Source organism: Candidatus Borrelia fainii, from assembly GCF_027925085.1.
Taxonomy (GTDB): domain Bacteria; phylum Spirochaetota; class Spirochaetia; order Borreliales; family Borreliaceae; genus Borrelia; species Borrelia turicatae.
Genome location: NZ_AP027073.1, coordinates 1 through 12,726, shown reverse-complemented (window position 1 = coordinate 12,726; position 12,726 = coordinate 1). Strand labels below are relative to the sequence as shown.

Below are 12,726 nucleotides of genomic sequence, written 5' to 3'. Positions count from 1 at the left end.
AATCTCATCGATTTGATTATTATATTGATAGATATATTTTTTCATATTAATGTTTTAACGTTAATTTTTTCTGGGTAAGAGCATAGAAAATTACTAGAATAAAAATTAAATTATTTTTAATAGACCAAATACTTATTGCCTTTTTGACTTGTATATAAGTAAATATGTAAATATATTTTGTTAATTTTTGATTTGCATATTATTAAGTTAATATCACTGTTTAAAGCCGATTGTAAGTTTTTGTTTTTAGTTTATATCCCTGAGTTTTTTTATTAGCTCTTTTTTATTAGAACAATTTTTAAGGTTTTTTTTCTGTATTTAAATCTAATTTAACATATTGTATAATTTAATAGCTGATATTAATTTATATTTGATATAATATCATCATTTTAATGACAAGGGGAATTTTTATGAAGGAATATTTGTTTGTCTTGTCAATTGTAGGGTTTATACTTATAGCTTGTGATGTTAAGGGACATGATATAGGTAAGTCTGATATAGATAATGGATATGGGAAGTATGTTTCAAAGGGAATTGGAGTTAAAAAAAACAAAAGTAGTAATCTTGTTAAAAATACTGTTAAGGTAAAAGTGAAGAAAAAAACTTCTTCAAATGAGACAATCTTTAATTTGCGATTAGAAATAATTGATTTGATATCTAAAGAAATTGACAAGATCAAATATTCTGAATTAAAAATCATGAGTGAACCTCATAATTTTTATGGTTTACCTTTTAGTTACATTATCTGTAGTAAAGATAAATTTGTTTTGGGGTCTTCTTATTCAGTATGCGGCAAACTGTATAGAAGAAGATTTTATGCATCACTTGATTATGATGAGCGTAAGTTTGAGGGTTTAGGGAGATGTTTTGCTAAAATAAATCTTAGTGGAGTTGTTGATATTTTAAACTTAGTTTTTAGTGTGGTATCTTATGAATATCAATCAGAGCTTGAATATTTAATGGAAATTATAAATTTTAAAAGAGATATGTTGTTGGCTATGTCTATTAGAGATTTAGATTATATTAAATCAAATCTTGAATGGATTTTGTCTCTAAAGAAGACGTGGAATGCTGGAGTGGATGAAATTATTTATTTTATGAATAGAAATTTTAAAGGAACAGAGTTTATGTTAGAAGAGTTTAATCATTTCATAAATCAACGATTTAAGTCTTTATTAGAACAAATGAAAAAAGTTGGAATGTTGGTTGCTGCGATTTTGGAATTGATATCTTAATGTTTGTTGAGACTGAAAATAATAGATTTTTGTTGAATTTATAAAATTATTTTGCAAAGATTGATGTAAAAATTTCAAGTCCCACTTGTTTTTTTGTTGTTACTTTTGATGCTTTATTATTTAATAATGTTTGCAGTGATGCTGTAAACATTGTTTATGAGATAATTTAACCATAAATGGGTGATCTAATTGTCAATTTAGGTAACTTGATATTATAGGAGTAGCAATTATTAGCTCTCATAACACTCTTCTTTTTGTTTTAGAGTATTGTTTTTTGTTTGGTTAGTTTAAAAATTTAAAAATGAAAAAGAGTCAACATCAAACAGTCCTTTGTCATTGATTTTTAAGTGAGGAATTACCGTTAATGACATGAAAGATAATGTCATTAAGGGAGAATCTAAATTAGAACCTAAAACGTTCCTACAAAAATTATTTAGTTGAATGTATTTTGAAGCAACTTCCTTGGGTGGGTTCATGCTCATTAAACCCGCAATTGGCAATTTTAATATTAAGGTATCTTGGTTATTTAAAGCACATAAACCCCCTTTATTCTCAATAATGAGATTTGCTGCTTTGCATAAATATTTATCACTAGTACCAAGAACTATAATATTGTGAGAGTCATGAGCAACTGTACTTCCAATAGCTCCATTTTTGAGTCCAAAATTTTTTATAAAACCTATCGATATTTTGTTGTGATTGTTATATCGATTTATTACTGCTATTTTTAAAATGTCTTTACTGATGTTTGATTCAAAGTTTGGTGCTAATAGATTACTGTCAGTCATGGTTTTATTAGTGATAATTTGATTATTAATGCAATTAATTGTTGGTATAGTTTTACTTTGTGTAGAAAATTTAAAGTCTTCAATTGATTTTTTGCTGCAATTGAAATTGTTGATAGGATTTTCATTTAGTAGCGGGATATATGATTTACCATCACTAAATACTAATTTACCATTTATGTAAGTTTTGTCTACTTTAAATGTTTTTAGATCTTTAGTAATAATAAAATCAGCAGGATCCCCAACTCGTAGTAATCCAACTGGGATTTTATAGTGCATAACAGGGTTAATACAACCTATTTTCAAAACGTCGAAAAAATCATGACCATATTCTATAGCACGTGCAACCATTAAGTTTATATGCCCGTTAAGCAAGATATCAGGATGTGCGTCATCACAACAAAACATTAAATGATCTAGGTATTTTCCTGAACATTCACTAATTAGAGGGTGTAAAGCTTCAAAATTTTTAGCCGCACTGCCTTCTCTAATTAAGATTTTCATGCCTAAAGATAACTTATATCGTGCATCTTTTATTGTTGAGCATTCATGATCGGTACTAATTCCTGCAGATGCGTACTTTAAAACTGATTCTTGTGATAAACCGGGTGCATGTCCGTCGACAACTTTTTTACGCTTCAAAGCAGAATGAATTTTGTTCATTACTTTGGGATCTCTATTGAGTACACCAGGACAATTCATCATCTCAGCTAGATAATAGATATTATCTATTTCCAGTAGCTTATCTACATCTTGATCATCCAAGACGTGACCGGAAGTTTCAATTTCTAAAGGCAAAGATGGAACACAAGAGGGTGCACCAAAAAAAATTTTGAAATCAATTTTATTGGAATTTTTTATCATGAAATTAATACCATCAATACCATTGACATTTGCTATTTCATGGGGATCGCTTATTGTAGATACGGTTCCATGTTGAACTACTAAATGAGCAAAATGTGATGGAATAAGCAAGGAACTTTCTATATGTATGTGAGAATCAATAAATCCTGGTAATACATAGTCTTTTAAAGATTCATTAGTTCTTTCTATGTTGAAAATGGTACCATTTTTTATTGTTATATGAGAAGGGTAAATTTCTTTATTCAAAATATCGATGTAATTTGCTTTAATTAGTAATAAATTCATTAGTTGTCCTTTAAGATAATTCTTTTTTTATAATATGTTACTGAAATATTTGCTATATTAATATATATTAAATTCAAAAAATTTTAACACCAATATATTTAGTTTATATCTTTCTAGAATATAAGGTGTGTAGTTCTTTTGTTGATTTTCATTGTATTTAGTGTAATTTTTATGTTAAAATTAATATTTTTTAAAAAAAAGGTAAGATTTTGATTGAAAAATTAGGAAATAGTGTTAAGTATTACAGTTATTAGCAATTTTTGTGAAGCAATGGAGGATTTTGCACTTATGTGTAATCATAAATATTTGGTGTTTAAGTTATTAATTTTTTTATTAGTTTGTTTCAATGGATATGCTATTTCTAATAAAAATAGTAGTGTCTTAGTAGTGTTTGCTATGGATTCTGAAGCTGATGAGTTGAATAAGCTTATGTCTCGTAAAGAAGAGATAGTATTGAAGGATTATGGGCTTAAGAAAAAAATCGTTAAAGGCAAGATATCTAATCGCAATGTTATTTCTGCTGTTGTGGGTATTGGAAAGGTAAATACAAGCCTATGGACTAGTTATCTTTTGTCAAAATATAATATAAGCCATGTAATTAATTGTGGTGTTGCTGGTGGGGTTATTAACCCTAAGGTAAGTAATCTTAAGGTAGGCGATATAATAGTATCTTCAGAGGTGGCTTATCATGATTTTGATTTGATTAAATTTGGACATAAAGTTGGACAGGTCCCAGAATTACCTCAGAAATTTAGTAGTGATAGAAATTTGCTTGAGAAGGCTTTAAAAGCTATTAAAACAAAGCTTAAAGGTGTTAATGGATATTCAGGATTAATATTAACAGGAGATCAATTTGTTGATCCAGTTTATTTGACAAAAATTGTGGCAAACTTTGAGGATGTTATAGCTGTAGAGATGGAGGGTGCGGCATTGGGACATGTTGCACATGTCTTTAATGTTCCTTTTATAGTTGTTAGATCTATATCTGATATTGTAAATAATGAGGGCAATGAAGTTGAATACAACGAATTTCTTAAATTGGCAACAGTGAATGCGGCTAACATGGTACAGGAGATCTTGAAATTACTCTAATTATTAGGTCATTTGATGGTTATGAATAATGATAATTTAACTTTCTAAGTTAGTTAACATAAAGTTGTTTATAACAGGATGTTAGTATAAAATATCTTATACAAATTAATAGTTAATGAATTTGTTAACTTGTCTATTTGGGTAATAGATTGATAAGGCAAATGAGTTTTTGCCTATCCTTATTTAAGGATTATAGGTATGAATTTTGTCTTGTCTTATTATGTACATTGCATAATCAGTTGGTTTGATTGTTAAACTTGATAAGTTTGATAAGATTATCTTTTTTAAGTTTATGAGTAAAACTAATTTTTTAAGGAATTTATAGTGAATAGTGGTGCGGTGGTTGTATTAGATTTTGGCTCTCAGTATAGTCAACTGATTGCGAGAAAAATTAGAGAGATGGGTGTTTATACAATAGTCATTGCATATTCTATTTCTGCAGAAGAGATTAAGGATATGTATCCTGTGGGGATAATTTTAAGCGGAGGACCTGCTTCTGTTTATCTTGACGGAGCTCCTACTGTGGACATTAATATTTTTAGCTTAGGTGTACCGATTTTAGGGATATGTTATGGAATGCAGCTAATCATTAAATTGTTTGGGGGCGTAATTTCTAAATGCGATAAGCAAGAATTTGGTAATACTGAACTATTTATCGAAGATAATCAATCTAATTTATTTTTTGGTCTTTCCAATAAGTTAAAAGTAATGATGAGTCATGGAGACAATATTGAAAAGGTTCCAAGCAATTTCAAACAAATAGCTTATACTGAAACTTGTATTGCTTCTGTATTTAATGAGGAGCAAAAAATTTATGGATTACAATTTCATCCAGAGGTAACTTGTTTAGAGGTTGGTAAGCAAATACTTAAAAATTTTGTTTTTAAAATTTGCCAAGCTCAGGTGAACTGGAATTTAAGTAATAGCATAGATGATTTTGTGGAAAAAATAAGACTTCAAGTAGGTGATAAGAAAGTAATTTTGGGACTATCTGGTGGAACAGATTCTTTAGTATGTGCATTATTAATAAATAATGCAATAAAAAGTAATTTAATCTGTGTTTTTATAGATACTGGTTTGTTGCGCAAAAATGAAGTTAGGGATATATTAGAACTTGGTAGACAGTACAATTTAAACATAAAATATGTTGATTCTTCTTCAATATTTTTGAAGAATTTAGAAAATATAGATGAACCTGAAGAGAAAAGAAAAATCATAGGAAAAACATTTGTAGAGGTTTTTGAAAAGGTAGCATTAGAAGACAAAGATGTAGAATTTTTGGCACAAGGAACGATTTATTCAGATGTAATTGAGTCTGAATCGGTGAACAATGTTTTTTCATTACATATCAAATCACATCATAATGTAGGGGGCCTTCCAGAAAAAATTAGATTAAAACTTTTAGAACCGTTAAGAGAGCTTTTTAAGGATGAAGTAATCCAATTGGGAATTCAATTAGGGATTGAAGAAAATGTTCTTTATAGACATCCATTCCCAGGTCCAGGATTGGCCATAAGAATACTTGGTAAGATCTCTCAAGAAAAAATTAATATTCTTCAGGGAGCTGATAGTATTTTAATAGAAGAGCTTTTGGCAAATAATTTATATTATAAGATAAGGCAAGCATTTGTAGTTTTATTGCCTGTAAAATCTGTTGGAGTGATGGGGGATAACAGAACATATGAATATACAGCTGTTATTCGATGTGTTAATACTTTAGACTTTATGACTGCTAATTGGGTTGAATTACCTTATGATTTTTTAAGAAAAGTTTCTTCAAGAATAACTAATGAAGTCAGAGGTATAAATAGAGTTTGTTATGATATTTCTTCTAAGCCCCCAGCAACAATAGAGTGGGAATAATAAAAATAAGGAGAAGTGATTGATAGAGAAAGTAATAAAAGAGGCTTTGACTTTTGATGATGTTTCTTTAATTCCTAGAAAATCATCTGTATTACCTAGTGATGTTGATTTAAAGACAAAGTTAACAAAGAATATATCTTTAAATATACCTTTTTTAAGCTCAGCCATGGATACGGTTACAGAAAGCCGAATGGCAATAGCTATGGCTAAAGAAGGTGGAATAGGAATTATACATAAAAATCTCACCATTGAAGCTCAAAGGAAAGAAGTGGAAATAGTAAAGGTTTATCACCGGACCGGAATTATAAAAAATCCTATCACTATTGATGAGAATGCAAATGTACAGGAAGCTAAGATATTGATTAAAAAACATAAGATCTCTGCATTGCCTGTTACAGATAAAACAGGTAAAATATTAGGTCTAGTAACTAATAGAGACATTAAATATATTACGGATAATAATGTTCCTATAATAAATGCAATGACAAAAAAATTAATTACAGCAAAAGAAGATATAACGTTAACAGAAGCTAAAGAAATATTATTTAGACATAAGATAGAAAAGCTACTTATTGTTGATGAGGCAAACAATTTAAGAGGATTAATGACCTGTAAAGACATAGATCATGTGGAGCATCAAGAGTATTTTCCTAATGCATGCAGAGATGTGAAAAATAGGCTAAGAGTAGGAGCCGCTGTTTCTATTGATGTTGATACTTTAGAGCGTGTTGAAGAATTAGTCAAATCGGATGTTGATGTAATTGCTATTGATTCTGCACATGGACATTCTACGAGAGTAATTGAGCTTGTAAAGAAAATTAAAAATAAATACCCAAATTTGGATGTTATTGCAGGTAATATAGTAACTAAGGAAGCAGCCCTTGATTTACTTGATGCAGGAGCGGATTGTTTGAAGGTTGGAATAGGTCCAGGGAGCATATGTACAACAAGAATAGTTGCAGGAGTTGGAGTACCGCAGTTAACTGCCATTCATGATGTTTTTGAAGCTTGTAAACATACAAATACTTGTATTATAGCGGATGGTGGAATTAGATTTTCAGGAGATATAGTTAAAGCAATTGCAGCTGGAGCTGATAGTGTGATGATAGGCAATCTCTTTGCTGGTGCTCATGAATCTCCTTCAGAGGAAATAATTTATGATGGAAAAAAATTTAAAGTTTATGTTGGTATGGGGTCTCTTTCTGCTATGGCTAGGGGCTCTAAATCAAGATATTTCCAATTTGAAAATAAAGAATTCCCTGGCAAATTGATTCCTGAAGGCATTGAAGGAATGGTTCCTTATGTTGGAAAATTAAAAGATATTATATTTCAATTAAAGGGAGGTCTGATGTCTGGAATGGGTTACTTGGGAGTGGGAACAATATTAGAATTAAAGACAAACGCTAAATTTGTAAAAATAAGCTCTGCTTCTTTAAGAGAAGCCCATACACATGATGTTTTTGAAAATAACAAATAATATAATTTGATTATGTTTAAGAATGCTAAGGTTTTATAGTATTTTTAGTATTAAGAGGAAGAGGAGAGTGTTTGTCAAGTTCATCTTTCTTTTGATAGTTTATTATTATAGCTGCAACTTCTGTAATAATTTTTTGTTATATGGGATTAGAGTTTTTATTGCTATTGACTGGGATAATAAATTGCTGTTTTTAGTAAATATGTAAAATTTTAAGGTTTAACAATTGGAATGATATTGAAGTTTATAGTATTATTAGTACTTATTCAATTGCTAAGCATATGTAAATATCATATTGACAGTTTTAATCAAGTTATAATACTTAGTGTTAATATAAATTGTTTTTCTTGTCATATATATATAATTATATGTTAATATGATCATCATATTTCTATGATGATATTTTGATTTATAAATGATTCATTTATAAATTGGCTAGATATTTAATGGTGAAAAGAATATATCATAATGTTTTATTATCATTATTATTATTATTATTAATGTTATTGATGGTTGTAAGTTGTAATTTAAAACCCTTAAACAAGCTTCAGGGTAATTTTCATGGAACTAGCCATAGTAATAATTCTGGAATAACACCAAAGTTTAGTCTTGATGAGTTTTTAAATTCGTCTAGACTATTGAGGAAAGAACAAGCAGCAGTGCAAAGTATACGAACTATAGTCACTCATCCTAAAATTGGTAGTAGTGAAAATTATAGGACGTATACTGATTCTGATTTTTTTAGTTTGTTAAATAACTTAGGTATTGCTAAGGTTGAGGAAATGATAACAGTTTATTTAGAGGTTCAAAAAAAGCAAGAAGAGGCCTTAGTAGCTGTCAAGAATATTAGTTTTACTGAAAATAAAGATAATTATCTAGAGAAGTTAGATAATTACAAAAAAAACTATCCTATGCATTTAAAAGGGTTATTTAATAAGTTGATTCCTAATGATGTGTATGTTAATGTTATAGGTGATAATTATATTACTAAATTTATTGAAATTATAGATGAGGTTAAAGCTATTACAAAGGTTTTAAAAGTTTTTGCATCTAAAAGTATTACTTTTGATGAAAATACAGTATTGATATATATATTAAATATATTGGTAAATCCTTTGATTGGTAAGGTAGAAGGTTACAAGACTTATGAGAGTCATGGACGAGTTTTTTTCTTATTTGGTAGCTTGGGTTTGACTAAGGTTAAAGAAATAATAAAAGTTCATGTAAATTCTGTTAAAGCACAATTAGACGCTGAGGATGCTATAAAGTTTGTTAAAGATGAACATTTAAAACAACAGTTACAAAATAGATTTGATACTCTTAGTGCTGCTTACTCATTGCATATAAAAGAGGTGTTTAGTAAGTCTTCTCTTGATGATATTTATAGAGCAGCTATTGTAAATGTTAATTACGATGCTGAGTTTAATAAGATAAAAAATGAGGCGACTATTCTTAATCCTTAAGGAGAAGTAAGCCTTAGATTAAAATCTAAGGCTTTAGTTTTTAATTTATTTAATTTTAATTTAGATATGTAAAATATTAATCATTTTCATTAGTATATTTTAATTTAATATTTGCCTTTATTTGTAGTATTATGATTATAGTAACATATTCTATTACAATAGACATTATTTAATAGCGCTTTTTATAATATGTTAATTGTTGTTTACCTTGTCTTTAAATGAGGTTTTGATATGTATGAGGTAATCGATGAAATTTTTTCTAAAAAAATACTTGATATGCTTAATATGCACAAACTTAAAACTTTAAGCATATCTGTTAAAAATTTTCCCGATGAGAGTCATGGCAGTATTTTAAGTCTTGCTAATAATTCTGTTAAATTAAAGTTTAAAAAGGAACTTGTTGAATATAATTTGAAAAAATATATTGATGATTTTACAAGGTTTTTGGTTTCATCAGAAAGTAATTTTTATGTTTTTACTGATGATGATCTAGAAAAACTTGGATTATTGCTTTATCCTTATCTCTCATTTGGTATTTTAAATGGGGGTTGTGCGACTAGTTATTTTGATATACTGAAAAATAAAGATTTTAATGAGGAATTGTATTCTTTATATGCAGATAAAATACTTGAAGCTAGGGGGTTTTTTGGGCACTTGCCAAAGGGAATAACACCTGCCTATGTTAATAGGGATGGTAGTTATGGATTTTCATTTTTAGCATTAAAAATACGACATCTTTTAGTGCTCTCTAAGAGATATTATGAGCTTTATGGTAAGAGTATTAAGCCTTCGATTTTTCAGATGACAAGTTCTAGGACTTATAAACTGATTTCTAATTTTTTAGATAATATTTTTGATGATAGTTTGATTAGAGATTTAAATTCTTGTGGTTTGCAAAGTGCAGATATTTTGACAGCGATTCAGCCTTTGGTTTATTGTTATAATAAATTAGATGATGGTCAATATGAATATTTTAGCTATTGTGCTAATGGCAAGAGAACTTTTTTGGCTTTACCGGCTGGTCATGGTCAAAATTTTAAAGTTCTAAGAGATATTTATTTTAAACTCTATAATTCTGGAAAAAGATTTGTGTATATTGGTAATGTTGATAATATTGGTTTTACTGTTAATTTACGTGCTCTTGCCATAATGGCTATAACTAATAGTTCCTCAGGTTTTGAATTTAGTGTTAAAACTCCACTAGATACAAAAGGTGGAGTTTTAGTCTTGGATGATGATAATCATTTAACATGTGTTGATATTGGTAGTGTTATTTCTAAAGAAGCTATCTTAAAGGCTGAATGTAGAGGTGATAGGATTTTGTTTAATTGTGCTACAGGTCTTTTTAATTTAGAATATTTGATAAAAAATATGGATAGAATAATATCAAATATGCCTATGAGAATTATTGAACAGGATAAAGAGTTTGGTAGATATACCGCAGTTGAGCAAATAACATGGGAAGTTATAAAAATAGTAGATAATCCATTAATTTTTGAGGTTAATAGAGAAGATAGGTTTCTGCCCGCAAAATTATTTGTTGATACACTTATTATGAGTAATTACATGGATGATAAATTTTGGGGAAATATTTTTGATATTGCTAGATATTTAAATAATGCTCTTAATAATGCATTGAAGAATAAATATGATTTGGTATTTAAGAGAGGTAAGTGGGATGTTTAGATTTATGTTATTTGGCTTTTTATTCTCTAGTTTGGTTTTACTAGGCTCCATCCCCGATATAGATTATGATTATTTTGAAAATGATAAATTTGATCTTGTAGATATTGATGAATTTTTAGGAAGAGTTAATGTTAAGAACATTTTGAGGGGCCGTTATTTTTTTATTGGCATTAGAAATGTTGCTAATCCTAGTGCTGTGCAAGCACTAAGTAAAGAAAAACTTGATGAAATAAGAGAGATAAATCCAGTAGGAATTATTTTATTTAGAGAAAATTTTAAGGATGCACAACAAACTAAAGAGTTGATTGAAGAGATAAAGAGACATCTTGGTTCTGATATATTGATTGCTGTTGATGAAGAAGGAGGACTGGTTAGTAGAGCTAGTGAGAATAAAAAATTGGGAGTTTATAATTTTCCTGCTATGGAATCTGTTGGAAAGACTGGAGATTTTCAGCTTGCATATAAGATTGGTGAAATTCTTGGCAAACAGCTTAGACGACTTGGTATCAATGTAAATATGGCACCTGTAGCAGATGCTAAATTTGCTACAAATAACCCCTTAGGTAGCAGAACTTTTGGGTCTTCATCTTATAATATTGGTCTTATGGTAGAGGCATTTATTGATGGGATACAAAGGGAAGGTGTTTTTGCTGTAGTTAAGCACTTTCCTGGACTTGGAGGCACAAAAGTAGATACCCATAAAGATTTGGCCTTATTACCTTATAGTAAAAATTTTTTAATGGTAAATAATTTTATACCATTTCTTTTTGGAAAGAAAGCAAAATTTATTATGCTTGGACATGTACTTGTTCCTAAGATTTCCGCAGATGTAAGTAGTATGTCAAAAGATATTGTGGATATTATAAGACATAATTTGAATATCTTTAGTATTATCATGACAGATGCGTATGATATGGGGGCAATTGTAAATAATTTTAGTTTGGAGCATGCGATTAAGAAATCATTAAATTCAGGTATTGATATTGTGCTTATTCCAGAAGGGTTTAAAAAACTTAATGTAGAAGAGTAAATATTCTTAAGTTTTGTATAAAGGAAATGTTTATTAAAAATGACTAAGTATTGTTATAATTAGATAGGAAAGCTAATAGCTATATCGACTAAAAAATACTCACGTAGAGAAGAAGAAAATATAGAGAGGATAGAGAATAAATTAGTAATTGGAATATTAAGTTTAAGAGAGACAAAAGGCAATGACGGGAAAAGAAAAGCAGAGATATTATTTCCACCAGTAATAATAGAAGTCCTAAGAGATATAGGTAATTGAGTACCTACTAAGATATTGATAATGAAAGAATATATATGTATTTGATATTTCAATATATAAAAAGAAATAGATAGAGTAAAATAGACATTTGAGAATGAAGTTGAATTTTGGGGATAAAAGTTAATGGGGATGATATTGAAATCAATCCATTCATTATAAGTCATGGTTATTCCAATGAAAGCGTAATATTTGTAATGCTGATTATAAGGAGTTAAATTTATATAATTGTGTTGAATAATGCCTATTTGTAGTGGTTTTATATTTTCATTATTAAATTTTTCACCCCATGCATGGGCATGTATTATAAACAAGTGTAGTGATATAAGTATTAAATTTTTCACCCCATGCATGGGCATGTATTATAAACAAGTGTAGTGATATAAGTATTAAATTTTTCACCCCATGCATGGGCATGTATTATAAACAAGTGTAGTGATATAAGTATTAAATTTTTCACCCCATGCATGGGCATGTATTATAAACAAGTGTAGTGATATAAGTATTAAATTTTTCACCCCATGCATGGGCATGTATTATAAACAAGTGTAGTGATATAAGTATTAAATTTTTCATTGTGTGTGTAAAAAATTGTAACATGTTATTAAAGAATAAAAAATGGTTTTTACTTGTTTGTATTGTATGAAATGGGGAAGGATGTAATAATATTATATTTTATACTATTAACAATTAAATA

General features: G+C 28.7%; 9 protein-coding genes. 7 read left to right on the top strand and 2 right to left on the bottom strand.

Going from position 1 to position 12,726, the window contains the following annotated elements; translation table 11 throughout:
• The first annotated feature begins 410 nt into the window (after window positions 1–410).
• A complete protein-coding gene (locus tag QMG63_RS05335; protein WP_281862392.1) occupies window positions 411–1,235 on the top strand; it encodes a complement regulator-acquiring protein in 825 nt (274 codons plus the stop codon).
• 287 nt (window positions 1,236–1,522) lie between these two features.
• On the opposite strand, the gene ade is transcribed toward QMG63_RS05335, so the two are convergent.
• Entirely contained in the window at window positions 1,523–3,169 is a 1,647-nt protein-coding gene (ade, locus tag QMG63_RS05330) for an adenine deaminase (RefSeq protein ID WP_281862390.1), read from the bottom strand.
• 288 nt (window positions 3,170–3,457) lie between these two features.
• Between ade and QMG63_RS05325 the strand changes: the two genes are divergently transcribed.
• From QMG63_RS05325 to QMG63_RS05300, 6 genes are all read left to right on the top strand, one after another.
• The gene (locus QMG63_RS05325) at window positions 3,458–4,261 is read left to right on the top strand and encodes a 5'-methylthioadenosine/adenosylhomocysteine nucleosidase (RefSeq protein ID WP_281862422.1); all 804 of its coding nucleotides are present in this window, start codon (window positions 3,458–3,460) and stop codon (window positions 4,259–4,261) included.
• 324 nt (window positions 4,262–4,585) lie between these two features.
• Window positions 4,586–6,124, top strand: a complete 1,539-nt coding sequence (gene guaA, locus QMG63_RS05320; protein ID WP_281862388.1) for a glutamine-hydrolyzing GMP synthase — start codon at window positions 4,586–4,588, stop codon at window positions 6,122–6,124.
• Window positions 6,125–6,146: 22 nt separating this feature from the next.
• Window positions 6,147–7,601, top strand: a complete 1,455-nt coding sequence (guaB, locus tag QMG63_RS05315) for an IMP dehydrogenase (protein WP_425592821.1) — start codon at window positions 6,147–6,149, stop codon at window positions 7,599–7,601.
• A gap of 497 nt (window positions 7,602–8,098) precedes the next feature.
• Window positions 8,099–9,061 carry a BTA121 domain-containing protein surface lipoprotein gene (locus tag QMG63_RS05310; RefSeq protein ID WP_281862384.1) on the top strand — a complete coding sequence of 321 codons (963 nt, stop codon included), beginning with the start codon at window positions 8,099–8,101 and terminating at the stop codon, window positions 9,059–9,061.
• Between the two features lie 231 nt (window positions 9,062–9,292).
• On the top strand, window positions 9,293–10,747 hold the full coding sequence (locus QMG63_RS05305) for a UTP--glucose-1-phosphate uridylyltransferase (protein WP_281862382.1): 1,455 nt from the start codon (window positions 9,293–9,295) through the stop codon (window positions 10,745–10,747).
• Entirely contained in the window at window positions 10,710–11,777 is a 1,068-nt protein-coding gene (locus tag QMG63_RS05300) for a glycoside hydrolase family 3 N-terminal domain-containing protein (RefSeq protein ID WP_425592820.1), read from the top strand. Before QMG63_RS05305 ends, QMG63_RS05300 begins: the two co-directional genes overlap by 38 nt.
• A gap of 59 nt (window positions 11,778–11,836) precedes the next feature.
• On the opposite strand, the gene QMG63_RS05295 is transcribed toward QMG63_RS05300, so the two are convergent.
• Window positions 11,837–12,382: a hypothetical protein gene (locus QMG63_RS05295; protein WP_281862378.1), complete on the bottom strand. Its 546-nt coding sequence runs from the start codon at window positions 12,380–12,382 to the stop codon at window positions 11,837–11,839.
• Window positions 12,383–12,726 lie beyond the last annotated feature (344 nt).

Coding starts and splice junctions, on each gene's coding strand:
- QMG63_RS05325 (WP_281862422.1), top strand. CDS start 3,458: ATGTGTAATCATAAATATTTGGTGTTTAAGTTATTAATTTTTTTATTA.
- QMG63_RS05300 (WP_425592820.1), top strand. CDS start 10,710: ATGATTTGGTATTTAAGAGAGGTAAGTGGGATGTTTAGATTTATGTTA.
- ade (WP_281862390.1), bottom strand. CDS start 3,169: ATGAATTTATTACTAATTAAAGCAAATTACATCGATATTTTGAATAAA.
- QMG63_RS05310 (WP_281862384.1), top strand. CDS start 8,099: ATGTTATTGATGGTTGTAAGTTGTAATTTAAAACCCTTAAACAAGCTT.
- QMG63_RS05305 (WP_281862382.1), top strand. CDS start 9,293: ATGTATGAGGTAATCGATGAAATTTTTTCTAAAAAAATACTTGATATG.
- QMG63_RS05335 (WP_281862392.1), top strand. CDS start 411: ATGAAGGAATATTTGTTTGTCTTGTCAATTGTAGGGTTTATACTTATA.
- QMG63_RS05295 (WP_281862378.1), bottom strand. CDS start 12,382: ATGCATGGGGTGAAAAATTTAATACTTATATCACTACACTTGTTTATA.